Raw genomic sequence first — 26,724 nt, 5'->3', positions numbered from 1 at the left:
ATTAAGATTAACGTTGACGTTTTTGTTCGTTCAGTTTTCAAAGAACAATCTTTCAATAGCGCTCTTTTAGAGCAACTATATCATAATACCACCCAATCAATCTCTTGTCAACATAATTTCGTAGAAACGATTTATGATGAATTCATAGATTAATAAGCAGAAATTATGCCAGCAGTTAATGTCGATTGCTGTTCATTTATAATAACAGCACTTGAGAAGATGGTCAACAGGAAACCAGGTGGGAATTATTGGTTTTGCCAAAACAAGACAGGTGCCCTCTCTTGCTTGAGACGGTACCTGTCTATTGGCAGATCAGCAGTCCATATCCGGTATTTTTTATTTTTTCAGCGATGCGATTATAGCCGCTGTCATTGGGATGCACTCTGTCCATCGCCACTAGATCATTCTCATTCCCTTTAAATGCCTGATATATATTTACCGTTCGAAAGTGATGGCGGTCGCACAGCTGCTGCATCTGCTTATTGAACTTTCTGATCCATCGGTCCGCTGTTTCTTCTTTGGGAACGGGACTGTAAAGGTTTAGAAGATAAACCATATAAGGCCCGGCAGAGTCTGATTTTATTTCAGTAATATGATCAACGATGCCGCTTAGCTTTTCTGCAGATATATTCAGGCGCGAAGAAATATCCTTTTCATTTTTCGTCAGCTGATATGACCTTAAGCCCTGAATAAGATCGTTGCCTCCTGCTGTGATCGTAATAAGTTCTGATTCAGCTAAAGCACTGGATACTAAAGGAGACCTGACAGCTTCCAGGATTTCACCCGAAAGCGCTCCGGGCCTGGCAAAAATTTTGTGGACGACTCTGCGGCCAAGGGATTCCTCGGCGAGTCTTGCAAATCGCGGCACAAACCCAGGAGAAAAGAACGAAGCACCCACACCGGCAGTAATCGAATCGCCAACTGCTGTATAGTTCAGCGGACTTTTTTTGACATCCAATCTAATCCCCCTCGTGATTACGAATTTAATTATTCATATTCATTCAGGGGCATTTCTGTTGATTGTACGATAAAAATTATTCACAGCAAAAGCGGTCTTCGGCAGGAATGTCAATGATAAACTGTGTTCCCTGCCCATCACTCTTTACATTCATCATGCCGCCGTGATTCTCAATAACCTTTTTGGAAACTGAGAGCCCAAGCCCTGTTCCTTCATCCTTCGTAGTAAAGAATGGGTCAAAGATATGGGGCAGAATAGAAGAAGGAATTCCTCTTCCATTATCCCGGAATTCAATTCTGAGAAAGGAGTCAACTCTTTTGGCAGCAATGATTATTTTAAGCGGTTCGCTTCCTTTAGCCTGGAACGCATTTCTGAAAAGGTTAATGAACACCTGCAGCAATTCGTCACGATCACCTCTAAAGAACGTATTATCTGCAATTTCTGTAAGTTGATATTCAATTTCGGCATTATACAGCAGCGCTTCACTATTTAGGAATTTTCCGGTATAGCCCAGGATAAACTCCTTTGCATTCAGCAGTTCGCTGGTCGTTTCCCCCGGTTTAGCAATCCGGAGAAAATCTGTGATGATTTTATTGGCCCTGTCAATTTCCGGGATCAGCAAGGAAGAAAAAAGCTCAGACACCTCTTGATCCGTTTTGCTTTGAAGAAGCTGGAGGTAGCCCCTTACCGTGGTAAGCGGGTTTCTGATTTCATGGGCTATGCCTGCTGCAATCCTCCCGGCCAGAGCCTGCTTTTCTGCTTCCTTTACTCCATTGAGGAACTGAAAAGCTCCCAAAACCCTTTTCACGTTTCCGTTTTCGTCTAGTATGATCCTTGTGTTATTGATTCCGTAATTTTTGTCAAGCACTTCCCTATTAACGATCGGCTTCTTCGTCCTGAGGGATTCTAGCAGATTAATCTGGTCATCAGGTATCCTCAGCAGCTCCCTGATATGGCGGCCCACTATGACCCTTCTGTCAGCATGAAGGTCCCTTGCAGCCTGGAGATTGCACAAAGTTATAAGTCCATTCCCATCTATAAAAACAATATGATGAGGAACCAGATCAAGTATAGGATTCAGGAAGCTCTCCAGTTGTTCAAAAGATACGCCATCATCCCCTTTATCCAAGCCGGGCCAGTAAGCCTGATTTTCTTCTGCCCTGTTTTTCAGCTGCAATATTTCTTTCCTTAATTCAGCATTTTCCTGTTTAAGCCGTTGAACTTCATCCATTAAAACTTACTCCTTAAAGAGTGCATTATTTCTTTTATTATAATGCAATTCGCCTGAAAGGACATTATACAGATTCACCTTTAATATCAGGAAAGAAATATACGGCCAGCTTGCCGATCAGAAAGCAGAATAATGTAATAAGCGCAGCTGAATATACTGAACTCCACAAATGGGAAATAGTCAGAACACCCGCCTGGATTAAAAGTTTTTCAAAAAGCCAGGCTCCCGCAAATAATCCTGCAAATACCGTCTTCCTGAATTCATAGATGACTATGACAGCTAAAATCAGGCTGTATATCAGCCAAATAAGCGTGCTGAAAGCCAGCTGATCACGGTCATGCGACTCAAAAAAACCGGCGTTGTAGGTATGAATCCGAAAGAAGATCACCGTATAAAAAACAGCTGCCTGAATGATTGTGGTAATTGCCATATATATCGTCACAAACCTTACAAAAGGCGAAGGTTTCCTTAATGAATCCCTCCATATGTCTGTAACAAACATAGCAGCAAAAAGTATTGCGCTCGTGTACCACGACCTCCACCAATGCTGTTCATATACGCCCTCTTTCAAGAAAAAGCTCTCTACCAAAAAAATACCCGCTATCACTGCAAGCCTCCACAGATAGCCGATCCGGTAAATGGAGACCGCTGTAAGTACTGCGGGAATGAAAAGTGCCTGTGAAATGCTTGCCCCAAATACCTCATCAAACCATTTTTCTTCAAATACAGTCGGTCTGTATGTGTATGCTTTTCCCAGAATAAATACTATGTATTCCAATATAAAAGACAACCCCATTACAAAGAAATAGAGCGGCAATGATACCCTGATTTCTTTCCTGAAGGAAATAATTATCAATATGATGCTGAAAAATACTAATGCTATAAAAAGGTGCATGCCGTTCACAGTTTCTTCACTTCCATCATAACTAAAGGTTTTTCCTTTAGTATGCCCGCAGCCTCCTGTTTCATTCTCCCGCTTTCAAGTACAGACAAATGAAACATAACTGCTCACAAAAAACGCCAATATCAACTTTTTACACTTACAAAGCCAAAAACATAAAAAAAACCAAATGGCGACGCCATTTGGTTTCCTTATTTTGAGTAGATGCTATTATTAACAACAACTTGAAGCAGCTTAGTCGATTCCTTCATCTCACTGTTGCAAAGCGGGCAAGCCGGCTGATCACTGCTTTTAAAATTATCACGCAGCCATCCATTACAGCTGTCAGAAATACATTCCCAGACTTTCACTTCTTCCGTTTTTACTTCTTCGGTATTTTTTCTCCCGAATCCCATTGCCATAAAAGGCACCTCCTCAAAGAGCCGAAGCCCCCGAAAAATAAAAATCCACCCGTTATAAAATAAATGGACTGGATCCTTTATAACAAGTGAATCTGAAATTAGATGTTATTCCCTTAAATAAATACTTTATAAGTATACAGCATTTCCCTGTTTTTGTCAATGTATCAAATCAAAGTTTGTCAGCATAAATCTGTACCCCTTGAAGGATGGAATTCCTGGATTTGAAGAAGGATAAGAACAAAAGATTACGCATGCTTTCATAAAAGTGTATAATACGAGTGTCGATAAACTGAAACTATCCAGAGAGGATGATATAGATGGAAATTACAGGTCATTTGATTGAAGAAATCATTGATCCTACAGGGATACTGGAAGGACAGAGGTATGAGTTCCTGTTAGACATAGAAGTTCCGGAGGATGACGAACTTTACTCCGAGGATGGGCTGAGTCTGCGTGTACTTTTTTACAAAGATGAGAAAGGCTCAAAGATCCTCAATTATCACTTCTTTTTTTCAGACGAAAAGGCTCTCGATTTTGCACTGGATGAAGAAGAGGAAAAAATGGTGGAAAGCTACTGCCGGATGAATCTTCCTGCATAACAGCTGTCCTGGCAGGAATCATTAAAGAAAAAAAGAGCAGCGCGCTGCTCTTTTTTCTATTCCTCGATTTTTTGGCCTTCTTCAATGATATGATACATAAGATGTGCAAGATGATGGATAGGCCCGTACACTTCCTCTTCGTCTTCCCCTTCTTCCCCTGCTTCTTCACTGAATTCAAGATCGTTCAACTGAAGTGCGGCGAATTGGTAGAAATCCTTCAATTCAAATGAATAACAGGCACTTGGCTCTTCATTCTCTTCTTCATAATGCAGAACTAAATACGACTCGGTCCCATCATTGCTGATGGCATCAAAGTAAATAAAGAAGCCGACGTTAGTATCAAGCTCAAAAAGATGCCTGGTCCCGCCTTCAGTGGCAATATTGAAATCCTCTTCATTGAGCTTACTAACCTTCATTGCTTCTACTTGATCTTCTTTGTGAAATTCTACTGTAAAACTTTTCACTATCCAACACCTCCTGAATCATTACTCTACTTATAATAACCATTCCAGCTTAACTACACAATTAAATGCCGCTTATTGCATAATTCTGATGGTTTGCAATTTTGTATTCCCCTTCTCCATTCATCAAGCTAATATAGATATATACGAGATTGGGGAGGAACAGCGATGCTTACAGTAAGACAGCTGAAAGAAATCAAGGAGCTTCAGGATATTTGTGAAAATCATGAAGATTTCAGGTTAAAACTGAATTGGGATATGCTGAAATCCAGAAATAATGAAACAAAAACAGACTTCTTCACTTATCAGGACGGAAGATTAACTGGATTTTTGGCTTTGTATCCTTTTGGAGCTAAAGTGGAGGTATGCGGGATGGTTCATCCTGAGTATAGGAAGAAGGGACTCTTTACAGCCCTCTTAAAACAGGCTGAAAAACAATTGGCAAGCGCTTCGGAAGTCCTTTTAAATGCGCCAGCTGAATCCTATGCTGCCAAACAGCTTTTCCAATCGCTTCCTTGCAGATACTCTTTCACTGAGCACCAGATGAAGTACTTTCATTCAGATACTCTTTCTGAAAAAGAAGGGGTAGAAATAAGATCAGCCTCTGCCGGAGATGCCGGTCTTTGCATCCAGCTGGATATTGTTTGTTTCAGCCTTTCCGAAGAAGATGCCACTCTGTTTTACGGGCAAACGGCAGCCGAACAGGCACAGACTTTATTCATAATTGAATACAGGGGAGTCCCCGCGGGCAAGGTGAGGATACAGACAGACGGCAATGAGAGCTGGATTTATGGATTTGCCATCCTTCCTGAGTTTCAGAGGCGGGGGATTGGAAGAAGTGTTCTAAGCAGGATCATCAGGCAGGAAAGGAATCGAGGGAGGGATATTTTCCTGGAAGTGGCTGCAGAAAACAATAATGCCCTAAATCTTTATACGTCTTGCGGATTCGTCCCGCTTGAATCCCAGGATTATTATCAGCTGAAACTCAATTAGCAGGACGCACAGATGCGCCTGCTTTTCCCTCTTAAGATTCTTTATCAAAATAAACAATCTCTGCTGAGAGCTCTTCTTCCACCCTTATTACCGCAAAAGAAAAACGCGGCTGCCTCCTTTTATCAACAGGGGAACCCGGGTTTATAATGAGCGTCCCGTTTTCCTTTTTCAGGACGGGTATATGGGAATGGCCGTAGATCAGACAGTCCACCTTGTCGTCTGCAAAAGAAGCCAGCGCCCTTTTTTCCGTTGTCTTCCCTTTTCCATGCCCGTGCACGATACCTAATTTAAACCCATTTAAATTCAGGATGAGCTTATCCTTCAGCATTTCCTTAAGCTCGCCGCTATCCGTATTGCCAAATACCCCTTCGAGCCTCCCAAAGGATGAGAGTTCTTTATAAACAGACAAGTCCTGCCAGTCACCGGCATGAACGATGATATCAGAAATTTCCAGATATTCAACGAGAAGCTCGGGCAGATTCCTTCCTTTTTTTGGCATATGGGTATCTGAAATGGCAGTAATAAGCAAACCTCATTCCTCCTTTATAAAGCAAAGAAGAGCCCCGCTAGGAGACTCTTCATCATATGAAGTGAATATTATAGTTTCGTCACATTAACAGCCTGCGGTCCACGCTGGCCTTCTTCAATGTCAAATTCAACTTCTTGACCTTCATCAAGGCTTTTGAAGCCTTCAGACTGAATTGCAGAGAAATGGACGAATACGTCTTCTCCACCTTCAACTTCGATGAATCCGAAACCTTTTTCTGCATTGAACCATTTTACTTTACCTGTAGCCATTTACATTTCCTCCTAAATTTCAACAAAATCTTTGGGGCGATGCCCCGCTGTATTAATATGGGTAAGTTTTACAGATTTTATAATCATTTTTTTAAATTTTTTCAGGAAAGATATTCATCCTCTTATAAAACCCATAAACTTCCTTAATTATTTATTACCCCTTTGAATTAGGAGTAAAACCTGATTTTCCGCTTCTGCCTCTTCTGCGGTCTCGTCCGCCTCCACCGCTCCTGCTTCTGTCGGTGCGGCGGCTTCTGTCGCGGTCAAACTTCGGCTTCGGCTTTCTTGAGCGGATCGGCTCCACAGCAGTAAGCTTAACAGGTGTTATATCCGGCTCTTTTGTCAGCAGCTTGAGTGCAGCAGCAAGCAGGGTGACTGAATCTGTTTCCTCAAGAAGGTTTTCTGCCGATCTTTTATATTCGTTGAATTCTTCGTTTTCGATGACCTTCATCATTTTATTGATGGTTGCCTGCTGGCTGCCTGCGATAACATCCCTGAAGGTAGGAATCGGCATCTTCGCCATTTTTGTTTTTGTTACCCGCTCAATGAGCTTTAGATGATCGATTTCACGAGGGGAAACAAATGTTACAGCAAGCCCCTTTTTCCCGGCGCGGCCAGTCCGCCCGATGCGGTGTACATAGCTTTCAGGATCCTGCGGGATATCAAAGTTGTAAACATGGGAAACTCCGCTGATATCAAGTCCCCTTGCAGCTACATCTGTCGCTACCATAATATCGATTGTCTGTTCTTTAAAGCGGCGGATAACCTGATCACGCTTATTCTGCGGAACATCGCCATGGATGCCTTCAGCAGAATAGCCGCGTTTAATAAGCCCTTCCACCACTTCGTCCACACGCTTTTTGGTGCGGCCGAACACGATAGCAAGTTCCGGGGACTGGATGTCGAGCAGGCTGCAGAGCACATCAAACTTCTGCTTTTCATGCACTTCCATATAATGCTGTTCAATATTTTTCACAGTAAGTTCTTTAGCTTTAATCTGAACCATTTCCGGCTCTGTCATGAATCTCTCAGCCAAAGATTGAATGCGCCTTGGCATTGTTGCTGAAAACAGCAGGGTCTGGCGCTGTTCAGGAACTTCGCTGAGGATGCGCTCAATATCTTCGATAAAGCCCATATTCAGCATTTCATCAGCTTCGTCAAGCACGGCCAATTTAATCTTATTCAGGCGGATTGTCTTTCTTTCGATATGATCAATCAGCCTTCCCGGAGTAGCTGCAATGATATGCGGTCCACGATCCTTCTTCAAGGCGCGGATCTGTCTGGAAATGTCCTGTCCACCGTAGATCGGCAGAGTCCTGACGCCTTTCACCTGTCCAATCCGGTTCAGTTCTTCAGCCACCTGCACGGCAAGCTCGCGGGTGGGCGCCAGCACAAGGCCTTGAATCCCTTCATTTATGTCTATCTTTTCAAGAAGCGGAATGCCAAAAGCTGTGGTTTTCCCTGTCCCGGTCTGCGCCTGGCCAATCATATCCTTTCCGCTCAGTCCGATCGGGATCGCCTGCGCCTGGATAGGGGTCGGCTCTTCAAAGCCCATATTGGAAACTGCTTTTTCAAGCTCTTTGCTTAAATTAAAATCCGAAAAAGTTGTCAAAGTTTAAATCCTCCTTAATTTCTAACCAATTGTTTCTTATCAAAATGTATATAGGGTACAGCAGGTATATTTCTAGGCTAACCACTTTCTATCTCTTTTTTACATTTCCGATTCAAATAAGTTTAAACCCCGCCCAAGTGATTATATTTACAGCACAATCAAAGTCCGCCTCACGGGCGGTTCTCTAGGGGAATGGTGGAAGGATACGAAATGGAGTAAATGAAGGAAAGAAAAGCGTTATTCAGGAGCCTGCTTCTTCTTTTCATAAGTTGCCGTCCGATTCAATACACAAAAAGGCGATGCATGCTTTGCCATGCATCACCTCATCATTCATGCTATTAGCCTTTAACTACGTTAGAAGCTTGTGGTCCACGGTTGCCTTCAACGATTTCAAAAGTTACTGCTTCGCCTTCTTCTAAAGACTTGAAGCCTTCAGATTGGATAGCTGAAAAGTGAACGAAAACGTCCTGGCCTTCAGATGTTTCGATAAATCCAAAGCCTTTTTCTGCATTAAACCATTTTACTTTACCTGTGTTCATGTATAAAAACCTCCAAAAAGTGTTTCACTATAAGTTTGCGGTATAATATAAAAACAAAAAAACCGCAGCCTGCACGTGTTGAAGAAGATAAAATCGACTACAACCTGCGCAGCTACGACTACTTATCCAAATATAAAACGAATCTTAAAGTGTTAAGTTAATATTACTTCATTAAAAAGAACAAGTCAACCTTTTCTTCTTCAGGCGTTATTCCCAAGCGTCTTTTCTGCTGCTTCAACCGTATGCTTCAGCAGCATTGAAATCGTGACCGGGCCTACTCCCCCTGGTACAGGTGTTATGGCTGATGCCTTTTCGAGGCAGTTGTCATATTCTGCATCTCCGACATTCCCCTTATTATACCCTGCATCCAGAATAACAGCCCCAGGCTTGATCCATTCTCCTTTTATAAATTCCGGCTTTCCGACTGCTGCAATGACCAGGTCAGCCTGGCCTACATACCGGGAGAGATTTTCGGTATAGGAATGGCATGTTGTTACTGTCGCATTCCTGTTTAAAAGCAAAGCGGAAACAGGTTTTCCGAGTATCGGACTTCTCCCTACCACTACAGCATGCTTTCCTTCTACAGGAAGATGATAATAATCGATGATTGCCATAATTGCAGCAGGAGTGCATGATGGATATGTACCAAATCCCAGGGCAGTCTGCCCGTAGCCGTGGCTTGTCACGCCGTCAACATCCTTATCTATGCTGATGGTTTCAAATGCCTTCCGCTCATCTATATGTCCTGGAACAGGATGCTGAAGCAGGATGCCATGAACTTCTTTATTTTCGTTCAGTTCCTCAATCGTTTTTACCAGTTCTTCTGTTGTGGTTTCTTTCGGCATATGAATTCGTTCAGACCGGATGCCAAGCCGGGCACAGGCATTTCCTTTCATTCGGACATAGGTCTCGGAAGATGGGTCATCTCCGACCAGGATGGTGGCAAGGCAGGGAGTGATCCCTTTTTGCGTAAGGTTTTCCACCCTTGGCATCAGTCCTTCTTTAATATCAGCTGCCACCCGCTTACCATCAAGAATCAATTTTTCATTCATAGCAAACAACCTCCAGGTATAAGATTCAGGCCGCTTTACCAAAAAGGTTAAAGCAGACTGCTGGCTGCCCAGACGACCGGCTATATATGCACGCAGCTCCACTGTGGTTTCTTCCACTATCGTCGTCAGTCACTGCGCCTTTATAAATGTTATTCCTAGTCAATCATATCACAAAACACAGATGTTATGAATAGATTCATATGCAAATGTTCGTATTTATAGTAATATAGGCAGTATGAATATAGAATATACTGTTAGGCACAGAATTGAAAAAGGACAGCATGCAAGCAAGCTGTCCTTTTTGTCATATTTGAGGCTATATATAAAGTATATTAAATTTAATTTCAACCTAAAACAATGAAAGCCCTGCCTCTCTTCCATCCTTGCGGCTCCGAGACCGCGCCAGCGGGAATCAGGTAAACAATCGGGATAAGATAGCAGCTCTTTAAGATTCAGTCATTTAAAGACCGCATTATTGAATTGAAGCAATCCATGCGAAGAAATGTTTCGGGTTTATAGAAGATGTGCATTAAGAAGAAATCATACCATTCAGGGGGCATTCTGCTGTACAGCAGCCGCACCTGATCATCAAGCTGTCCACAAATTAATTCTTAAAGGTATAAACCTATTGTTGCTTAGCAGTAAAAATCTAAAGAGCATGATCTGCAAAATGGCGTTCCGCTCCATTCTGCCCGCAGATATCCTCAAATACGTGCTTTACTAGTATATCATAAAAGTAAAAGCTGTCAACTAATTGGAAATCAGCAGCCGAATTCCTCTCCGTCACCTGACTGGTCATGTTAAACGGCTGTGAAGTTCAACATAAACGTTTCAAGAAGCTTAGCTGTATCAATCTCCATTGCAATATAGTCCAAAGTATCCTCAGGCTGATCCTCAGGCTTAGGCCTGAAATCGGCATTCGTTTTACCTTGCGCTCCGCCAAACTGCTCAACCCTGACTCTCCGTTTAATGAATTTCGCTAAGTCCGGATTTGTCAGTATAATCAGCGGGACAGCATCATGAATGGGTGCGCCTCCTATGCCGGGCACGTTTTCTTTATAAGCCTGAAAATAGTACTCAAAGGCCGGCTTTATAAGATCTTTATAAGCCGACTCAGTATTGGCGGAAATGTAATCAATCATTTCAGGCGTTACAACAGCTTTGTTGGTGACATTGAGCGGAAAAAGGTAAACATTCCTCCCTTTTTCAAGAACGATGTCAGCAGCAAGGGGGTCAGAATAAAAATTAGCCTCCGCTTCAGCTGACACATTGCCGGGAACCAGAAAAGCACCGCCCATCATATAGATTGCATTAACATCTTTATAGGCATCCTCTCCATAAATAATAAGCGGGAGAGCTAAGTCTGTCTGCCTGCCTAAACCGACAAGGACAATATCATTTTTGTACTGATCTATAATGTCAATGATCTTATTAATATCATAAACCTTCAGCCCGGTAAAATCTTCAGGAGGCTGAATGGGTCCGAGTCCCTCTTCTCCATGTATCTCCGGATAAAATGTGGCAGGCTTGCCTGAGAGAGGCCCAGAAACACCGGCAATGATCGGAATATCCTCACGGCCGCCCAGTTTAAGGAGATAGGCTGTATTTCTGAGGGATTCTTCCTTGGTGATATTTCCATACCCGCTTACTACCCCGACTATATTCAATTCCGGATTTTGAACAGCGTACATCAAAGCAAGTGAGTCATCGATTCCAGAATCTACAAACAGAAGTATATTGATCATCATGATTCCCTCCCTTTCCCTATTGCTCATACTTTATGCAGGGAAAACTCTCTTTAAACATCATGAAGTTGAAGGCAAGCAAAAAAGCCCATATAAAAGCTTTATTGCTCTTTTTATTGGCCCCCATTCCATTGTCCCAAACCGCATTTACATTATTGCAGCAGAACCTTTTTACAGATTCCTCCGATATTCGTACAACCTGAAAATAATGATACAGGCTGCCAGCCAGGCTCCGCCGGCCAGGAAGCCGCCTATTACATCACTAGGATAATGCACCCCAAGATAAATTCTGCTTAAGCCGATCAATAGGATTATCATGACATTTGCGAGGACAGCCAAGACCTTTAAGCTCATTTTAAAAAACAAATGGACCAGTATATAGGCGGAAGCACCGTAAAATATAAAAGAACCCATGGAATGGCCGCTCGGGAAGCTGAATCCTGATTCAGTCAGAAGCGGGAGAATATCAGGGCGTTCTCTTTTAAAAATCCACTTAAGAAGCCAATTGAACAGCGCACCGCCGCCTGAACCTGCCAGCAGAAATACACCTAATGCCCGCTTTTTATAAATCATGAGAATAACTCCGCCTGCTACGGCCAGAAATACAAGCCACTTAACAGAGCCCAGGAATGTAACCGAAAACATCAATGCAGTCAGCTGGTCATTGATAAAAGATTGTACAAAATTAATGATTGTATGATCAAAAGCCTCCAGTTCGTTTTCTTTCAGCTCATCTGCGATTTCGGCAAAAAGAAATGTAAAAACCCCAAGAAGAGCTGCAGCAGAAAGAATATACAAAAGTTTGATTCCTGTCAGTTTTTTCATATATGACTTCCTTCTCTTGTTTTTGTCCAATACCTTCTATATTGCCTATTCAGACAGCTTGTGAACATAAATCCAGCAAATCAATAAGAAAAACCGCACGGAGGCGGTTTTTCTTATGCTTCTTTCTTTTCCTTCGGCCGTGCAGCAGCCCTTTTCTTGCGCGCGGCCGGCTTTTTTGGCTTTTCGGGCTTCGTATTGTCGATTGAAGCCTGCAATGCGGCCATCAGATCTGTTACATTTGATTTTGTTTCTTTTTCTGCAGGAGTGACAACTTCTTTGCCTGTCCGCTTTGCTTCGATCAGATCCAGAAGGGCAGACCTGTATTCATCTGTATACTTATCAGGCTCAAATGCCGTTGTCAGCTGGTCGATGAGCATGATGGCAGTTTCCAGTTCTTTATTTGTCACTTTATCCTCAGAAGGAACATTCGGGACATCGCCGGCTTTCCTCACTTCATCTGGAAAGTGTATCGTTTCCATAATCAGAGTATTTTCAAATACCCTGACAACGGCCAGCTGCTCTTTTGACCGGATGATGATTTTGGCGAGCCCAACTTTTTCCGAATCTTCCAGTGCTTTTCTTAAGAGTGAATAAGCCTTTCCTCCCCCATCCCCTGGAGACATATAATAGCTGCGGTCATAATAGATGGGATCGATTTCAGCCATTTTAACAAAATCGATGATTTCAACTGCTTTATCTTCGTTAGCCTGCTTCAATTTCTTTAAATCCTCGTCTTCTAGTACAACAAATTTTCCCTTTGTATATTCATAAGCCTTCACAATATCTTCTGGCTTGACTTCTGTTTCACAGACCGGGCAGATTTTTTCATATTTAATTGGAGAATGACACTCCTTGTGTAGAGTCCTCAGCTTAATGTCCTTGTCCTCAATTGCTGCATGAAGCTTAATCGGTATATTTACAAGCCCGAAGCTGATGCTGCCTTTCCAGATTGTATGCATCCTGATTCTCCATTCTATAGTCTTTACCTTTAATGTGCGATGATTCATCCTGTGAAATGCAAGATAACTTCTGCCATTGGAGTAGGATTCCCCCCAGAATGGAATAATGGAGGATGAGCCGTTTAAATGGCCGTGAATTTCGAATCCTGCCGAGGAAAGGAGTGTCACAATGAAACCGATGCTTCCGAGCCTTACCTTTGATGCGCCGGATGCCAAAGGATGGTTTTATGAAGTAAAATACGATGGATTCCGGGCCATCCTTGAGTGGAATGAAAAGGGGCTTTCTCTGACAAGCAGAAATGGCAAACCGCTGCTTGAACTTTTTCCCGAAATCAGATCGTTCCTTGAAGATAACCTTCAGCTGTTTCATCCTTTCCTGCCTCTTCAATTGGATGGAGAGCTTGTTTATTTAGAAAATAAACATAAAGCCCATTTTGGTTCTATCCAAGTAAGGGGGAGAATGCGTTCAGAAATGAGGATTCTGGAAAAAGCCAGGCAATCCCCATGCCGCTTATTGATTTTTGATGCATTAAAGCTTAAAGGGAAGAGCTTATCAGCACTGGGCTACAGGGAGAGAAAGGCAGCATTGGAGAATTTCTTCACTTCAGCAAAGCTCCCGCTTGAACCTGACGAAAAAAGCACAAAGCTTCTCCAAATGATACCTGGAAATGATGATTTCAAAAATCTGTGGGAACAAGTAATCCTTCATGATGGCGAAGGAATTGTGGCGAAACAGGAGAAAAGCAAATGGGAGGAAGGCAAACGCTCAACTCTGTGGCAAAAGTATAAAAACTGGAAATATGTTTCGTGTTTTATCACAGCCTATGAAAAATCCAATGGTTATTTCTATGCAGGCGTGTATGATGGCGGAAGGATCCACCCGATCGGCCAATTTATATTCGGGCTAAAGCCTGATGAAAAAAAGGCCCTTATGGACACAATCAAAAACAACAAAAGGGAAGAAGATGACAGATTTGTTTATGTAAATCCAGGCATTTGTACAGAACTAAAGTACCTGGAGATATATGACGGACAGATGCGCGAGCCCCATTTCCACCAATTCCGCTTTGACCTGAAGCCTGAACAGTGCACCTACAGCCAGTTTGCCGAACAGCAGAAGAATCTGCCTGATGATGTAGACATCACACATCCTGACAAGCCCATCTGGGAAACACCCGCCCTTAAGAAGATAGACTTCATCCATTATCTGCGGGAAATTTCCCCATATATGCTTCCATTTTTAAAAGATCGACTTCTTACCGTCATCAGGTATCCGCACGGTATTTTCGGGGAACCATTTTACCAAAAAAACGCACCGGACTATACACCTGAGTTTGTTGAAACAAAAATGTCAGATGGAATTAATTATATTGTCTGCAATAACCTTAAGACATTTCTCTGGCTCGGCAATCAGCTTGCCTTTGAATTTCATATACCATTTCAGACCATCAAAAGCAAAGGACCGTCCGAAATCGTCTTCGATCTGGATCCGCCGTCCCGGGACGCGTTCACCCTTGCGATTAAGGCCGCCATTATGATAAAAGAAGTGCTCGATCATCTTAACCTCACATCATTTGTAAAAACATCCGGGAATAAAGGGATTCAGGTTTATATCCCGCTTCCTGACAATGCCTACACATATGATGATACACGCCTGTTCACTTCTTTCATTGCTGACTATCTGATATCCAAAGAACCGGACCTTTTCACAACTGAAAGAATGAAGAAAAACCGGGGCGGCAGACTTTATGTTGATTATATTCAGCATGCAGAGGGAAAGACGATCGTGGCACCATATTCAGCCAGAGGCAACCAGTATGCCGGTATCGCGGCACCGCTGTTTTGGGAAGAAGTCAATGACCGGCTCAGGATGGAAGAGTTCCGGGTAGATAATGTGGTAAAACGGGTCAACAAACTGGGAGACCCGCTGCAAGGCTATTTTGCCGCAAAAGATCTGCAGGCTTTTTCACCGGTGCTTGAATTTTTGAATGCAGAAAAAAAGACCTGAAGGCCTGCAGTATATTTCTTCAAAAAAAGAATGCTGCGGCCGCAGCATTCTTTTCTCTTATCATAGATATTCTTTTATTATTTCACTGGCATGTTCCTGCAGCTTCCTATACTGTTCTTCTTCTGACTCAAAATATTCCTTTTCACCCAATGTAAAAGCCTTAGGCTGAGCAGAATCCATATAGGCATTTACACGGTACATATACGTGGCGTTCCCGATCAGGTCGATTGTATAACCGCCATTTGATTCATGTGCGATACACTGGACCTTCCCGCCATTATTATACACATCCACCGGCCTTTCAAGCTTATTCATCCCTTGAAGGCAGGATACCAGGGTCGAAGCTGACATTGCAGTTCCGCAGGCATTCGTGAAGCCCACTCCGCGCTCAAAAGTCCTCACGTAAATGCTTTCCTCTTTAAGAGGCTTGATGAAGCTTACATTTACTCCATCAGGGAACAGCTCATTCGGGCCATTGACATGTTCACTGATATTTTTCTGAAGATCTGATTGGATATCATCTTTACTGCAAACCGCAATCAGATGCGGATTAGGCACAGCCAAAGCTGTGAAATGAAGTGAATCTGACAGCGAGTTTATTTTTTCATTCTTCAATGTCTCCTGATTCAGGATTAGCGGCAAATCACGAATCTGGAAGGAGACTGGTGATATTTCAACAAGATAGGTTGGAATCTCCGGGAAGATATCCGGCCGTTTTTCCACCTTCAAATCCGCTTTCATTGTTTCAATGATGGCTTCCTTTAAACCAAATAATTCACATACATAGCGGGCGACACAGCGCAGACCATTGCCGCACATTGAAGCTTCTGAGCCGTCGGCATTGAAAACCCTCATCCGGGCATCGGCTTTATCACTCTTCATTGTAAAAAGAATCCCGTCTGCCCCCAGTTCAGAATCCCGTCGGCAAAGAGCAATGGCAAGCTCCCGCCGCTGCTCTTCCGTAAACCCATAATCCTTAGATATTTCATCTATCAGCAAAAAGTCGTTGCCCGACCCATGGCATTTTAGAATTTCTATTTCCATTTCAAAACCCCCGCTTTCCCTTTAACCTGCTAAATCATCATAATAATAGATTGCCATAAATTCCTCTGAAGTTCAATAATCCTCTTATGGACATTATGAGTTAGAATACAATATGGCGGGTATTAACCCTATGTGAAGGCCGGAGGTGAGTCAAAGCGATGCAGGATTATAAGTTCAAATTTTTCATCAGCAGGGTTGAAGAGCTCGAATCAGCAAATGGGATAACAGAAAAAACAGCTTTTGTTGATACGAGGATCCTTTACGGTGAACAGGAAATATACAAAGGCTCTATCCGGGTACGCTTCAATGATCATGGTACATTTCCCAACCCTGCGGACATCATGGCTGCTGTATCCCAGAAATCTTTAAGGCAGCTTTTGGCCGCAGAAGCAAAGAGATATGTTAAACCGCAAAGACGGTGGCTCTAACGAAGAAAGCGCCGCAAACCGGCGCTTTTGAAGTATGCTGCAATTATATGTAAAGAGATTCCTCTGAAAGCAGACTATTGGTCCATGCTATAGAATCGGCATATATCCGAAAAAGAGCATTCTCTTCTATATCAAGGCACCTGCTTTTTTCACTGATCAGCTCCCAGTCAGCCTTCTCAACAGCAACCGCAAGATCCAGCACATCTTTCAGAGGGTTTTCGATGCCCCTCAGCGCATCCCCTATTTCATCCTGCAGCGGCAGATCAGTCAATATATCCTCCATTGATGCCCCCAAGATGCTGTCCATCATTGAAAACATTCCTGTCAAAAAATACTGCGCATTCAAAGCCCCCTTTTTCCTTAGAACGGCAACAGATTCAGCCATCTTCGCCCTTATTAGGCAAATCCTGATTGTTTCCTTCTGGACTGCCTTCTTTTCCAAGGTAGACTCCCTGACAGCAAGCACATATATCCACTTTTGGATTTCATTCAGCCCCAGCAGAACCGTTGCCTGCCTGATACTGTTTATCTTGTGCTTTGGCCTGAAAGCCGGTGAGTTGATCAGCCTAAGCAGCTTATAAGAAAGCGATAAATCTCTTTCAATCAGATTTGATATCAAATCTATGCTTGGATCAGCAGTTGAGAGATTATGAATCATTTCATAATAAGAATGAAAATAGGTCGGAACATCATAAGTTGATACAATTTCAGGCTTTTCAAAGAAGTAGCCTTGAAAATAATCATAGCCCCTTCTTCTCGCATCCTCAAACTCAGCTCTTGTTTCGACTTTTTCCGCAACCATTTTAAGCTTGAGCTTTTTGGCTTCCCGCTCAATCCTCTCCCTCATGCCGGCTGAAGAAGCGAGAAAATCCACTTTAATAATATCTGCATACTCTAGCAGCTGCTTTGAAAAAGGATTGTTTTCCTTGAAGGCGTAATCATCAAGCGCAATCTGATACCCCAGGCTTTTCAGTTCCCGGCAGATATCAATCAGATGGCTGCTGGGCTCTACCGTTTCCAGTATTTCCACAACAATTTCCCTTGGCCTGAAATAGGTCGGGAGCCGGAGTTTGAGCAGATTTTCTGTAAAATTAATAAAACAGGGTTTGCCTTCGGACAGCCTGTCGATTCCTATATTCAAGAAACTATTTATAATGACGTCGGCGGTCGCCTGGTCGCCGTTAATAAGGGGGAATTCGTTCACCTGGCTGCTTCTGTACAGCAATTCATAAGCGAATACTTCTTCCTTAGTGTTAAAAATCGGCTGCCTCGCAACAAAGACTTCCATTCTATAACCTCCGCTGTTATTCCAAATGTTAGGTTGTCTTTATTTTAAAACAATTTTTGCCAGTATGTCTGTCGAAGTTTGTAGAATGGTATATTTATTCGTTAAAAAAGACACCCTATTAGATGCCAAATATTAAAACTAGAAAATGTTTTACCTTTTAATCGGGCTGTTGTTTTCCGTTCCAGGCACTTCGCTTTCCGCGGGGCGGCGCTGAGCCTCCTCACGCTTCGCGCAGCGGGGTCTCAGCTCTGCCGCTAAAATCCCGCAGGAGTCTACGTGCCTTCCACTGCAAACAACAGGGTTTTCAAAGTTTTATTTATACCTGTAACAAGATGGCAGGCAAAACAAAAATCTTTAAGCAGTGAGATTATGATCTTCTTTTAAATTGCCAGATTGTCATTCTTACTCTAAATATCTCAATATAGGCAAAAAAAGGGTACGGAATGTGTTAATTCCGTACCCTTTTTTTTACATAGTGAACGCCAATGATAATGGCGCTTTTTTTAGAAATCAGCTGATGACATGAAAAACGAAGTTTGCCAGGAATAGTCCTGCGATTACATACAGTGCGACGGAGACTTCCTTCGCCCTTCCGATCGCGATCTTGAGGATCGGATACAGGATGAACCCGACGGCTATTCCGTCTGCGATGCTGTAGGTAAAAGGAATCATCGCTATGATGAAGAACGCAGGAAAGCTTTCACTCATATCCTTCATATCAAGATTGCGGATATTTTGGAGCATCAATCCGCCGATGATGATGAGGATAGGGGCAATCGCACTGTTAGGAATCAGCTTGATTACCGGAATGAAGAAAGCTGAAAGCATGAACAGAAGCCCTGTAGCCACTGTCGTAAGCCCAGTCCTGCCTCCTGCAGCCATGCTGGCTGCACTTTCGACGGTCGAAACCGTCGGACTTGTTCCGAAAAGGCCGGAAAGCAGTGCAGATACGGAATTTGCCTGAAAAGCCCGCTTGAAACGTTCCGGCTTGCCGATGAACGAAACATGGCCGTGAACCAGGCCGATATTTTCAAACACCAGGACCATGGTCAGCGAGAATACTGCCACCCAGAACGTTATGGAAAAGAAGCTTTCAAAGGACATTGCCCCGAAAACATCCAGATAATCGCCAAAAGAAAAAGAAGATTCTTTTGCCTGCGATACATCAATATTTCCGAACAGCAAGGCAATGAGCGTCCCCGCAGCAACAGTGATCAGAAAATTTCCCGGGACATTCCGCATAAACAGAACTATTGCCAGCAGGAATGTAATGATCGTCGCCAGCACCTGCGGATCTCCCAGATTGCCTAAAGCAATGAGCGAGTTGGTGCCTTTTTCCACAATGCCGCCCTTTTCAAGCCCAATCAGCATCAGGAATAATCCAAGGCCTACAGTGATAGCTTCCTTAAGCGACTGCGGAATGGCTGCACTCAGGCTTCCTGCAAAACGCGAAAAAGCAACGAATGCAAATACCAGTCCGGAAACAAATACAACCGCCAGCGCTTCCTGCCATGAAAGCCCCATAGACTGCACGAGTGTGTAAGAAAACAGGGCATTGATTCCCATTCCAGGCACAAGAAGGATCGGTACATTCGCCCAGAATCCCATCAGGAAGCAGCCGACAACTGACGTGATGATGGTTGCCATGATGGCAGCTTCCAAAGGTATTCCGGCTTCCGAAAGGATGAGCGAATTGACGGCTATGATATACACAATGGTAAAAAAGCCGATAGCACCCGCCATCACTTCCTTCTTGAAGCTTGTTTCATTGGCATCAAGCTGGAATAATTGATTTAGCATTTTCATTAGTATTACCTATTCTGTTGTATAGCCCTCTCCCTACCCGCTCTCCCTGATAAACAGGTGAGCCACAAGGATATATTTTAGCAGACATTGAGTTCTCTGCCAATAGGAGACTCCTTAATTGGCCATTTCCCTGTAGAGATTCCCCATTTCTATCGCTCCTGCGGCAGCCTCCCAGCCTTTGTTTCCAGCTTTCGTTCCGGCACGTTCAATCGCCTGTTCAATCGTATCGACAGTCAGGACACCGAAGATGACAGGGATTCCGCTTGACATGCTGATTGAAGCCACTCCTTTTGATACTTCGCTGCTTACATAGTCGAAATGCGGTGTAGCTCCCCTGATGACAGTCCCTAGCGTTATGACGCTGTCATACTTTCCGGAATCGGCCATTTTCTTAGCCGCAAGAGGGATTTCAAAGGCTCCCGGCACCCACACGACCGTTACATCTTCCTCTGCAACACCGTGCCTTTTCAAGCTATCCTCTGCTCCAGACAGAAGCTTCCCGGTTATAAATTCATTGAACCTTGAAACAACAATAGCTATTTTAAGCCCAGTACCTACCAGATTTCCTTCAATCACTTTTTTCATCGTATTTTCCTCCATTAAAAAGTCAGCATATGACCTAATTTTGTTTTTTTGGTTTTCATATAGTTTTCATTATCTTTTTTAGACGGAAGCTGAAGCTGTACCCTTTCTGATACTTCCAGCCCATACCCTTCAAGGCCGGCGATTTTTCTGGGGTTATTCGTCAGGAGGCGCATCTTCCTTACGCCCAGGTCCCGGAGTATCTGTGCACCTATCCCGTAATCACGGAGATCATCCTTGAATCCGAGCATGTGGTTGGCCTCCACTGTGTCATAGCCTTCCTCCTGCAGCTTGTAAGCCTTCATTTTATTGATAAGGCCAATGCCCCTTCCCTCCTGGCGCATATACAGGAGAATACCTGACCCGGCTTCTTCTATTTGCTTGAGGGCTGCTTCAAGCTGAGGGCCGCAGTCACAGCGGTTCGAACCAAACACATCTCCGGTCAGGCATTCTGAATGCACCCTCAGAAGCACAGGCTCCTCTTCTGAAATTTCTCCCTTTACAAGGGCAATATGCTCTTTGCCATCCAGTTTATTTGTATAGCCAACCGCTTTGAATTGTCCATACTCAGTAGGAAGCGATATCTCCGCCTCTCTTTTAACGAGAGAATCATGTTCAAGACGGTACTCTATCAGGTCTTTGATAGTAATCATCTTTAGATTGAATTTCTCGGCCATTTCTTTCAGGTCATCCACTAATGCCATGGAGCCATCGTCCTTCATGATTTCACAGATGACTCCTGCTGGCTTTGCCCCGGCCAGACGAGCCAGGTCAACTGCCGCCTCTGTATGGCCTGCCCTCCTTAGGACACCGCCTTCTTTGGAAATCAAAGGAAATACATGTCCAGGACGGGCAAAATCTTCAGGAACCGAGCTTTCATCGAGAAGTTTTTCGATGGTCTGTGCCCTTTCAAATGCGCTGATGCCTGTCTTCGTCTCCTTATAATCAACACTGACTGTGAAAGCTGTACCATGGCTGTCTGTATTAACATCAACCATGGGATGGAGGCCGAGCCTGACTGCAAGCTCCTCTGTTACTGGCATGCAAATCAGACCCCTCCCCTCCTTTGCCATGAAGTTAATGGTTTCCGGCCCGGCAAACTCAGCAAGAGCAACCAGATCGCCTTCGTTTTCCCGGTCTTCATCATCACTTACAATCACAGGCCGGCCTTTCTTTAGTTCTGCAATAGCGTCTTCGATTGTATTGAACATGGTTACAGCTCTCCTTTGGTTAAGGTCAGATTTTTCCCCATTCATTCCTGGGTGAAAGACATGCCTTCTTTTATTGCTTAAGCTAGTTATCACGCTGTCACAAAAAGCCGTTTTCCCTCAGAAGCGCCTCTGAAACAGTTTTCTTTTCCGGCTTGGCGGCAGCCTTATTCATAAAGCTGTAAATATATTTCCCAAGCATATCAAACTCAAGATTCACAGTTTCCCCTGCTTCCTTCCCTCCCAGGATCGTATGACCTGCGGTATGGGGAATAAGCGAGACTGTCAGGGAAGAAGCTCCCGCTTCAAAAATGGTCAGCGAAACACCATCTACAGCTATGGAACCTTTGTCCACTGGCAAATGGGACCATTCCTCCGGCACTTCGATTTCATAATAGATGGCATTTTCTTCATGCCTTTTTCTAATGATCCTGCCTCTGGCATCTATATGCCCTGATACCAAATGCCCCCCAAATCGGCCGCCAGCTTTCATGGCTCTTTCAAGATTTACAGGGCTATTGCGCTTCAATTCGGCAAGGCTGGTAGAATGGTATGTTTCAGGCATAACATCAGCGCTGAATTTTCTCTCGGTAAAATCAGTGATTGTCAGGCAAACGCCATTTACGGCAATGCTGTCGCCAATCCCCGCATCTTCAAGTATCCTGCCGGCGGATATGCTGAGCTTTAAAGTTTTCCCCTGGTGGACAATCTGTTCAACCCTGCCGACTTCCTCAATTAATCCTGTGAACATGATGGCCCTCCTCCGGCTGCGGCACCGCAATAATTTTCAGGTCCGGACCGATGCGTTCGGCCGATTTAAATGCCAAAGGAGTGGATTGATCCATTGAAGAGATCCCTTCTCCCCCGATGAATGGGACAGCTTTTCTTCCCCCTATGATTTTGGGGGCTGCATACAGAATGATCTGCTGAAATAGCCCTTCCTTAATGAAAGAAGCATGGATTTCAGAACCGCCTTCAACAAAGACAGAAAGAATCTGCCTTTTTCCTAATTCCTCAAGCACCTTGCCTGCTGGCACCTCTTCCTCAGGAAAATGTACAAGCTCCGTGCCCAGAGCTTTGATTTGCTCCGCCTTGCTGTTGTCATAATTGCTGCCGGTAAAAATGATGACCGGCGCTTTTTGATCATGCAGGATAGCTGCATCACCGGGGATCCTTAATGTGGAATCCAGTATTACTCTAATAGGGTTTTTTCCGCCTCGGGGCAGTCTGGCGGTAAGCTGGGGGTTGTCATGGATGACTGTGTTTACGCCCGTCAATATTGCGTCATGTTCATGTCTTAACCGGTGTACATCTTCCCTGGATTCTGGAGAGGTAATCCATTGGCTGTCACCAGTGTTCGCTGCTGTTTTGCCGTCGAATGATGCGGCGGCCTTTATCGTTACATATGGCCTGCTGGTCCTCATGAAATGAAAGAATGCGCTATTTATTTCTTCCGCTTCTTCCCGCCTGATTCCAACTTCCACTTCTATCCCTGCTGCTTCAAGCTTGGCAATCCCGCGGCCGGCGACAATCGGGTTGGGATCTATTGAGGCAATGACCACCCTCTTGATCCCCGATTCGATGATCAGGTCTGCACAGGGAGGAGTCTTTCCATGATGGCTGCATGGTTCGAGTGTTACGTAGATCTCTGCTCCACTGGCAAGTCCATCCGCCATCCGGATGGCATGGACTTCAGCATGCTGGGTGCCAGCCTTTAAATGAGCCCCCATCCCTGCAATCTGCCCATCTTTTACCACAACGGCGCCGACACATGGATTGGGACTGGTCTGCCCGATTGTTTTCCTGGCCAGGGACAGGGCCAGATCCATATAATCTTCATCTGTCATATGTACACCCTCTTTTCCTATCGTTCAATTTTTTCTCTCCAGAAAAAACAGCAGGCCCCGTACAGAATTAGTACGGGGCCAAATTAGACATGACGAAATAAGCGTTCAAAACACAATGTTAAAAACGCGGTTCATACATCCATTCCTTCTCCCATCCAGACTATAACTGTCGGCTTTGGAATTTCACCAAATCCACCGTCTTCACTAAGCGTAAAGCCGGGTCACGGACTAAGAGGCATGCCTCATCACCGCCGGTTGGGACTTTCACCCGACCCCGAAGGAATATTATATTTATAATATTAAAGGCATCTTATCATGAATTATCTCTTACGACAATTCAGAGAACTTATGAGCCGCTAAAATTAATTAAAATAGTGCTTTTGCACCTGAAACCTTTGGATGGGGACAAACGTATTATGACTATTACAATCAGAAAGGAATATTACAACAATGCAGGAGACCAAACAAGAGCTGCAGTCTGAGCTGCAGAAATGCCAGGAATGGGAAGCTGATCAAAGCGGCCTATGGTTTTGGGAAAAAATCGGCAGGCTCCCATTTAAGGTGCTGGACAAGCTGACCCCGGCCATCATTCAAAAAAAGATGGGTGTTATGCTTGATGAGCTCGGCAGCTATATACAGACGGGCGGCAGCTATTTAAGCACCTCTAATTCCATTAAATCTTATTATCCGGGGCGGAATGTAAATACTCTTGAAGATACTGCTGTACTTTCAATCAAGGAGATGGACGGAGCAGCAGAAAAGCTGACAGGCTCCAGGAAGAAGCTTGCAGCCATTCAGGGGGCAGGGACAGGGTTTGGAGGATTGTTTACTTTAAGCCTTGATATTCCAGTTCTTCTCGGGATGCAGCTGAAGACCCTTCAGGATATTGCCATCTGCTATGGCTATGATCCGAAAAGCAAGAAAGAACGACTGTTCATCGTCAAGGCGCTGCAATTTGTATCTGCTGACATCGTTGGCAAGCAGGCTATTCTCAGGCAGCTTTCCGACATCGATTCGCCGGAAGAGGATGTACAGCGGGAAATCGCATCTGAGATCCAGGGATGGCGTGAAGTTGTCTTTGCTTATCGTGATCAGTTTGGCTGGAAGAAGCTTTTTCAGATGGTGCCGATTGCAGGGCTTGTCTTCGGTGCATTCATCAACCGCTCAGCAGTCGGGGATATCGGGGAAGCGGGCATGATGCTTTACAGAAAGAGGAAGATCAAGGAACGCCTGCAGGCAGCATCATCTGATATTTTGCCGACAGATACAGAAGAAAGGCTTCCATGAACATCATGGAAGCCTTTTGCTTTCTTTCTCTATAAAATCCTTATCCACAGCGCCCATAACCCTGCTTCTGATAATTCCGTCAGAATCTATAAAAAAGCTGGTCGGATAAGCCATAATCTCATACTCCCCCATGACCTGTCCCTTCACATCAAGCGGAATGGGAAAGGTAAGACCGTGGTCCTTTACAAAGTCCATTTCATCGCCTTTGTTCTTTTCAATAAATGTCATGTTGACAGCCAAGATTTCAAAATCCCCGATTGCTTTTTCTTCGTAAAGCTCCTGCATATCAGGCATTTCGGCCTTACAGGGCGGGCACCAGCTTGCCCAAAAATTAAGAAAAACCCTCTTGCCTTTATAATCACTGAGGCTCACTGTTTTTCCCTCTAAATCAGTCAGAGTAAAGTCCGGTGCTTTATTGCCCGGTTCAATCCCCACCGCTATTTCCTCCGGATTCTCCAGCCTTTCATATTTTTCAGCCGGCAGCACCTTGTTTACGACCCCTTTATCCTTTAAGAACGTCTTATCAATAACGAATAAAGCCAGCAAAATGATCCCTGCAACAAGAAGAAACTTTTTCATTCTACACCTCGGGCTATTATTAGCATTCTTATATGTCCTTAGCAGGCCTAAGCTGCATAGGCTTGAATATTCGTGCTAGAACACCATTTTAATATGCTATGTGATCTAAGTAAACAGGCGGCAATAAAAAAACCGGCACGCCGGCCGGATTGTGTTTGTCTATTTCGTGTCCCTTCAAGCAGCAAGCTTTCTGCATTCTTCTGCACAAATATAGCATTTTTCTGCAGAGTTCATGCAATGAGCTTGTTCAAACTGCTTGCATTGTTCTGCACATTGATCAACTATCCTTGAACAGAGCAGAGTATATTTTTTTATAAAATCGCTATCTGACTCAAGCGCCTTGATTGTCAGCGCGCAAATATCGGCACTGTCTCTGTACAGCCTGATTGCCTCAGACTTTTTCCCGGCATCTGCTTCTTCCAGGGTTTTCTTAAAGGAAACCTCGCATGCTTCCAGGCAATCCAGACACGCTTTGATGCAATTTTCATAGCTGTTATCCATCACTTTATCCTCCGCTCTTTTGCAGTATACGATCTTAGTGATAGATTCCCATATATAAGCACTTCAAAACCTGACTGCTTGCGATCATCATCCGTCAGCAAACAGCTTAGCGATTGCTGCCAATGCCAAAATCCTCTCTTTCGGTCCGGCATTGTCATTAAATGCCATAACCTCCATATTAGGATTTTGAAATTTCTCAGCCCAGCTTACAGGCATCAGACCCTTTTTGTAGCTCATCAATTCTTTCCCGCCATCCCATCCAATCCTGCAATCCAGGAAAAACTTTTCCCTTCGAACGGAAAGCGTCTTCTGGCGGAATCGTATGACAGCCGATCCTCCTGGTTTATGAATAAATTGCATCGTCCCAATATAGCGGCGGTCAGCCCTGAAAATATCCACTTTATTCTTCCTCGACAGAAAAAGGATCATCAGGTTGCCTGATCGATTGTATAATCCGTATTCCCGCTGAAATGACCTGGAAAGAAAAGAGGGGCAAAGTTTCCCTAGTAAGGTCACGTTCGAATCTCTCAGTTCTCCAGCGAGCTGGCCGTCAGGGGTAAATAAGACCATTCTTAAAGAAGCAGAAGGAAGATGGGAAACCAGCAGATGATTTTCTTCCAATAGCTTCCCGTGATATTGGCAGCTGTCCAGCCTGTCCACCGCTCTTGACCTTGCCTGATGGAGCACACTCATCTGATAGCAGCCAAAGCTGTACAAAAGAAAAGGCACAGCTGCCAGCACCAGCTCCCTGCCCGGCAGCATAACCAGGCAGGCCGGAAGGATGAAAAATAGAGGCACTAGTGCTGCCAGGCTGCTGTTAAGAGATAGATCTGCTAATCGGCTGTAATGCTTTTGGATATTCATCAGCAAGTCTCCCGTGAAGAATTTGGTTGCGGTTCTGCTTCAAATTACTACTGCTCTTTAATTCTATTAAACTCTGCGGGAAATCATGCTAGGGAATGAGCGGGGATATCTACAAGTTTTTTTATGTTGGAGCAGCCATATTTTCAATGAGGAAAAGCCTTTGAGGCCAAGTTTGTGAGTCTGAGGAAATAGATGACGTCGTTGCAGA

At 44.1% G+C, this 26,724-nt stretch carries 28 protein-coding genes and 2 riboswitches; of the genes, 5 read left to right on the top strand and 23 right to left on the bottom strand.

The window, feature by feature from the left end; all coding sequences use genetic code 11:
- Positions 1–301 precede the first annotated feature (301 nt).
- The 4 genes from Q9R36_RS08935 to Q9R36_RS08920 form a co-directional block, all read right to left on the bottom strand.
- On the bottom strand, positions 302–958 hold the full coding sequence (locus Q9R36_RS08935; protein ID WP_009795539.1) for a GDSL-type esterase/lipase family protein: 657 nt from the start codon (positions 956–958) through the stop codon (positions 302–304).
- A gap of 76 nt (positions 959–1,034) precedes the next feature.
- Entirely contained in the window at positions 1,035–2,189 is a 1,155-nt protein-coding gene (locus Q9R36_RS08930) for a two-component system sensor histidine kinase NtrB (protein ID WP_009795538.1), read from the bottom strand.
- A gap of 64 nt (positions 2,190–2,253) precedes the next feature.
- On the bottom strand, positions 2,254–2,967 hold the full coding sequence (locus tag Q9R36_RS08925; RefSeq protein ID WP_129611934.1) for a hypothetical protein: 714 nt from the start codon (positions 2,965–2,967) through the stop codon (positions 2,254–2,256).
- Between the two features lie 314 nt (positions 2,968–3,281).
- On the bottom strand, positions 3,282–3,491 hold the full coding sequence (locus Q9R36_RS08920; RefSeq protein ID WP_009795535.1) for a cold-shock protein: 210 nt from the start codon (positions 3,489–3,491) through the stop codon (positions 3,282–3,284).
- Positions 3,492–3,808: 317 nt separating this feature from the next.
- Here Q9R36_RS08920 and Q9R36_RS08915 point away from each other — a divergent pair, with 317 nt between their 5' ends.
- Positions 3,809–4,090: a DUF6509 family protein gene (locus Q9R36_RS08915; RefSeq protein WP_009795534.1), complete on the top strand. Its 282-nt coding sequence runs from the start codon at positions 3,809–3,811 to the stop codon at positions 4,088–4,090.
- 56 nt (positions 4,091–4,146) lie between these two features.
- Here the strand turns inward: Q9R36_RS08915 and Q9R36_RS08910 are convergent, their stop codons facing one another.
- Positions 4,147–4,554, bottom strand: coding sequence for a hypothetical protein (locus Q9R36_RS08910; RefSeq protein ID WP_009795533.1), 408 nt, complete (start codon positions 4,552–4,554; stop codon positions 4,147–4,149).
- A 165-nt stretch (positions 4,555–4,719) separates the two neighbouring features.
- Here Q9R36_RS08910 and Q9R36_RS08905 point away from each other — a divergent pair, with 165 nt between their 5' ends.
- Positions 4,720–5,544 carry a GNAT family N-acetyltransferase gene (locus tag Q9R36_RS08905; RefSeq protein ID WP_009795532.1) on the top strand — a complete coding sequence of 275 codons (825 nt, stop codon included), beginning with the start codon at positions 4,720–4,722 and terminating at the stop codon, positions 5,542–5,544.
- Positions 5,545–5,575: 31 nt separating this feature from the next.
- Here the strand turns inward: Q9R36_RS08905 and Q9R36_RS08900 are convergent, their stop codons facing one another.
- The 8 genes from Q9R36_RS08900 to ku all read right to left on the bottom strand — a co-directional run bounded on the left by Q9R36_RS08900 (position 5,576) and on the right by ku (position 13,074).
- Positions 5,576–6,073, bottom strand: coding sequence for a metallophosphoesterase family protein (locus tag Q9R36_RS08900; RefSeq protein ID WP_009795531.1), 498 nt, complete (start codon positions 6,071–6,073; stop codon positions 5,576–5,578).
- 68 nt (positions 6,074–6,141) lie between these two features.
- A complete protein-coding gene (locus Q9R36_RS08895; protein ID WP_009795530.1) occupies positions 6,142–6,342 on the bottom strand; it encodes a cold-shock protein in 201 nt (66 codons plus the stop codon).
- Positions 6,343–6,496: 154 nt separating this feature from the next.
- A complete protein-coding gene (gene cshA / locus Q9R36_RS08890; protein ID WP_101549729.1) occupies positions 6,497–7,954 on the bottom strand; it encodes a degradosome RNA helicase CshA in 1,458 nt (485 codons plus the stop codon).
- A 338-nt stretch (positions 7,955–8,292) separates the two neighbouring features.
- Positions 8,293–8,493, bottom strand: coding sequence for a cold-shock protein (locus Q9R36_RS08885; protein ID WP_009795528.1), 201 nt, complete (start codon positions 8,491–8,493; stop codon positions 8,293–8,295).
- Positions 8,494–8,693: 200 nt separating this feature from the next.
- A complete protein-coding gene (locus tag Q9R36_RS08880; RefSeq protein WP_094769962.1) occupies positions 8,694–9,545 on the bottom strand; it encodes a bifunctional 5,10-methylenetetrahydrofolate dehydrogenase/5,10-methenyltetrahydrofolate cyclohydrolase in 852 nt (283 codons plus the stop codon).
- A 59-nt stretch (positions 9,546–9,604) separates the two neighbouring features.
- A riboswitch (ZMP/ZTP riboswitch) is annotated at positions 9,605–9,688 on the bottom strand.
- 657 nt (positions 9,689–10,345) lie between these two features.
- Positions 10,346–11,293, bottom strand: coding sequence for a nucleoside hydrolase (locus Q9R36_RS08875; RefSeq protein ID WP_224951987.1), 948 nt, complete (start codon positions 11,291–11,293; stop codon positions 10,346–10,348).
- Between the two features lie 168 nt (positions 11,294–11,461).
- Positions 11,462–12,115: a phosphatase PAP2 family protein gene (locus tag Q9R36_RS08870; RefSeq protein ID WP_311224936.1), complete on the bottom strand. Its 654-nt coding sequence runs from the start codon at positions 12,113–12,115 to the stop codon at positions 11,462–11,464.
- A gap of 113 nt (positions 12,116–12,228) precedes the next feature.
- The gene (gene ku / locus Q9R36_RS08865) at positions 12,229–13,074 is read right to left on the bottom strand and encodes a non-homologous end joining protein Ku (RefSeq protein ID WP_094769957.1); all 846 of its coding nucleotides are present in this window, start codon (positions 13,072–13,074) and stop codon (positions 12,229–12,231) included.
- A 169-nt stretch (positions 13,075–13,243) separates the two neighbouring features.
- Here ku and Q9R36_RS08860 point away from each other — a divergent pair, with 169 nt between their 5' ends.
- Positions 13,244–15,082: a DNA ligase D gene (locus Q9R36_RS08860; RefSeq protein ID WP_009795521.1), complete on the top strand. Its 1,839-nt coding sequence runs from the start codon at positions 13,244–13,246 to the stop codon at positions 15,080–15,082.
- Between the two features lie 60 nt (positions 15,083–15,142).
- On the opposite strand, the gene dapF is transcribed toward Q9R36_RS08860, so the two are convergent.
- The gene (gene dapF, locus Q9R36_RS08855; protein WP_009795520.1) at positions 15,143–16,126 is read right to left on the bottom strand and encodes a diaminopimelate epimerase; all 984 of its coding nucleotides are present in this window, start codon (positions 16,124–16,126) and stop codon (positions 15,143–15,145) included.
- Positions 16,127–16,284: 158 nt separating this feature from the next.
- On the opposite strand from dapF, the gene Q9R36_RS08850 reads away from it, so the two are divergent.
- The gene (locus tag Q9R36_RS08850) at positions 16,285–16,554 is read left to right on the top strand and encodes an RNA-binding protein (RefSeq protein WP_009795519.1); all 270 of its coding nucleotides are present in this window, start codon (positions 16,285–16,287) and stop codon (positions 16,552–16,554) included.
- 43 nt (positions 16,555–16,597) lie between these two features.
- On the opposite strand, the gene Q9R36_RS08845 is transcribed toward Q9R36_RS08850, so the two are convergent.
- From Q9R36_RS08845 to ribD, 6 genes are all read right to left on the bottom strand, one after another.
- Positions 16,598–17,842, bottom strand: a complete 1,245-nt coding sequence (locus Q9R36_RS08845) for an EAL and HDOD domain-containing protein (protein ID WP_009795518.1) — start codon at positions 17,840–17,842, stop codon at positions 16,598–16,600.
- A 510-nt stretch (positions 17,843–18,352) separates the two neighbouring features.
- The gene (locus Q9R36_RS08840) at positions 18,353–19,648 is read right to left on the bottom strand and encodes an NCS2 family permease (RefSeq protein ID WP_094767240.1); all 1,296 of its coding nucleotides are present in this window, start codon (positions 19,646–19,648) and stop codon (positions 18,353–18,355) included.
- Positions 19,649–19,762: 114 nt separating this feature from the next.
- Complete coding sequence (gene ribH / locus Q9R36_RS08835) at positions 19,763–20,233, bottom strand: 6,7-dimethyl-8-ribityllumazine synthase (RefSeq protein WP_022544069.1); 471 nt, start codon at positions 20,231–20,233, stop codon at positions 19,763–19,765.
- 14 nt (positions 20,234–20,247) lie between these two features.
- Entirely contained in the window at positions 20,248–21,441 is a 1,194-nt protein-coding gene (locus Q9R36_RS08830; RefSeq protein WP_009795515.1) for a bifunctional 3,4-dihydroxy-2-butanone-4-phosphate synthase/GTP cyclohydrolase II, read from the bottom strand.
- 97 nt (positions 21,442–21,538) lie between these two features.
- Entirely contained in the window at positions 21,539–22,189 is a 651-nt protein-coding gene (gene ribE / locus Q9R36_RS08825; RefSeq protein WP_009795514.1) for a riboflavin synthase, read from the bottom strand.
- Complete coding sequence (ribD, locus tag Q9R36_RS08820; RefSeq protein ID WP_311224935.1) at positions 22,170–23,285, bottom strand: bifunctional diaminohydroxyphosphoribosylaminopyrimidine deaminase/5-amino-6-(5-phosphoribosylamino)uracil reductase RibD; 1,116 nt, start codon at positions 23,283–23,285, stop codon at positions 22,170–22,172. Before ribD ends, ribE begins: the two co-directional genes overlap by 20 nt.
- Before the next feature lie 139 nt (positions 23,286–23,424).
- A riboswitch (FMN riboswitch) is annotated at positions 23,425–23,571 on the bottom strand.
- Between the two features lie 164 nt (positions 23,572–23,735).
- Here ribD and Q9R36_RS08815 point away from each other — a divergent pair.
- Entirely contained in the window at positions 23,736–24,572 is an 837-nt protein-coding gene (locus Q9R36_RS08815; protein ID WP_009795512.1) for an EcsC family protein, read from the top strand.
- A gap of 3 nt (positions 24,573–24,575) precedes the next feature.
- Here the strand turns inward: Q9R36_RS08815 and Q9R36_RS08810 are convergent, their stop codons facing one another.
- The 3 genes from Q9R36_RS08810 to Q9R36_RS08800 form a co-directional block, all read right to left on the bottom strand.
- Entirely contained in the window at positions 24,576–25,151 is a 576-nt protein-coding gene (locus Q9R36_RS08810; protein WP_009795511.1) for a TlpA disulfide reductase family protein, read from the bottom strand.
- 174 nt (positions 25,152–25,325) lie between these two features.
- Positions 25,326–25,652, bottom strand: a complete 327-nt coding sequence (locus Q9R36_RS08805; protein WP_009795510.1) for a four-helix bundle copper-binding protein — start codon at positions 25,650–25,652, stop codon at positions 25,326–25,328.
- Positions 25,653–25,739: 87 nt separating this feature from the next.
- The gene (locus tag Q9R36_RS08800; protein ID WP_311224934.1) at positions 25,740–26,516 is read right to left on the bottom strand and encodes a hypothetical protein; all 777 of its coding nucleotides are present in this window, start codon (positions 26,514–26,516) and stop codon (positions 25,740–25,742) included.
- Positions 26,517–26,724: the final 208 nt, after the last annotated feature.

Origin of the sequence: Bacillus sp. AG4(2022), from assembly GCF_031844465.1 — a bacterium.
GTDB lineage: Bacteria > Bacillota > Bacilli > Bacillales > Cytobacillaceae > Bacillus_AB > Bacillus_AB infantis.
The sequence above is the reverse complement of the archived record's forward strand: the minus strand, read 5'-3'. Positions and strand labels throughout refer to the sequence as shown.

Bases quoted from the DNA above. Each gene is read 5' to 3' on its own strand.
- Q9R36_RS08850 (WP_009795519.1), top strand. From the start codon at position 16,285: ATGCAGGATTATAAGTTCAAATTTTTCATCAGCAGGGTTGAAGAGCTC.
- Q9R36_RS08920 (WP_009795535.1), bottom strand. From the start codon at position 3,491: ATGGCAATGGGATTCGGGAGAAAAAATACCGAAGAAGTAAAAACGGAA.
- Q9R36_RS08875 (WP_224951987.1), bottom strand. From the start codon at position 11,293: ATGATGATCAATATACTTCTGTTTGTAGATTCTGGAATCGATGACTCA.
- Q9R36_RS08840 (WP_094767240.1), bottom strand. From the start codon at position 19,648: ATGAAAATGCTAAATCAATTATTCCAGCTTGATGCCAATGAAACAAGC.
- Q9R36_RS08915 (WP_009795534.1), top strand. From the start codon at position 3,809: ATGGAAATTACAGGTCATTTGATTGAAGAAATCATTGATCCTACAGGG.
- Q9R36_RS08810 (WP_009795511.1), bottom strand. From the start codon at position 25,151: ATGAAAAAGTTTCTTCTTGTTGCAGGGATCATTTTGCTGGCTTTATTC.
- dapF (WP_009795520.1), bottom strand. From the start codon at position 16,126: ATGGAAATAGAAATTCTAAAATGCCATGGGTCGGGCAACGACTTTTTG.
- Q9R36_RS08860 (WP_009795521.1), top strand. From the start codon at position 13,244: ATGAAACCGATGCTTCCGAGCCTTACCTTTGATGCGCCGGATGCCAAA.
- Q9R36_RS08885 (WP_009795528.1), bottom strand. From the start codon at position 8,493: ATGAACACAGGTAAAGTAAAATGGTTTAATGCAGAAAAAGGCTTTGGA.
- Q9R36_RS08905 (WP_009795532.1), top strand. From the start codon at position 4,720: ATGCTTACAGTAAGACAGCTGAAAGAAATCAAGGAGCTTCAGGATATT.
- ribD (WP_311224935.1), bottom strand. From the start codon at position 23,285: ATGACAGATGAAGATTATATGGATCTGGCCCTGTCCCTGGCCAGGAAA.
- Q9R36_RS08800 (WP_311224934.1), bottom strand. From the start codon at position 26,516: ATGAATATCCAAAAGCATTACAGCCGATTAGCAGATCTATCTCTTAAC.
- Q9R36_RS08870 (WP_311224936.1), bottom strand. From the start codon at position 12,115: ATGAAAAAACTGACAGGAATCAAACTTTTGTATATTCTTTCTGCTGCA.
- ku (WP_094769957.1), bottom strand. From the start codon at position 13,074: ATGCATACAATCTGGAAAGGCAGCATCAGCTTCGGGCTTGTAAATATA.
- Q9R36_RS08805 (WP_009795510.1), bottom strand. From the start codon at position 25,652: ATGGATAACAGCTATGAAAATTGCATCAAAGCGTGTCTGGATTGCCTG.
- ribE (WP_009795514.1), bottom strand. From the start codon at position 22,189: ATGTTCACAGGATTAATTGAGGAAGTCGGCAGGGTTGAACAGATTGTC.
- Q9R36_RS08830 (WP_009795515.1), bottom strand. From the start codon at position 21,441: ATGTTCAATACAATCGAAGACGCTATTGCAGAACTAAAGAAAGGCCGG.
- ribH (WP_022544069.1), bottom strand. From the start codon at position 20,233: ATGAAAAAAGTGATTGAAGGAAATCTGGTAGGTACTGGGCTTAAAATA.
- Q9R36_RS08880 (WP_094769962.1), bottom strand. From the start codon at position 9,545: ATGAATGAAAAATTGATTCTTGATGGTAAGCGGGTGGCAGCTGATATT.
- Q9R36_RS08815 (WP_009795512.1), top strand. From the start codon at position 23,736: ATGCAGGAGACCAAACAAGAGCTGCAGTCTGAGCTGCAGAAATGCCAG.
- Q9R36_RS08930 (WP_009795538.1), bottom strand. From the start codon at position 2,189: ATGGATGAAGTTCAACGGCTTAAACAGGAAAATGCTGAATTAAGGAAA.
- Q9R36_RS08845 (WP_009795518.1), bottom strand. From the start codon at position 17,842: ATGGAAGTCTTTGTTGCGAGGCAGCCGATTTTTAACACTAAGGAAGAA.
- Q9R36_RS08895 (WP_009795530.1), bottom strand. From the start codon at position 6,342: ATGGCTACAGGTAAAGTAAAATGGTTCAATGCAGAAAAAGGTTTCGGA.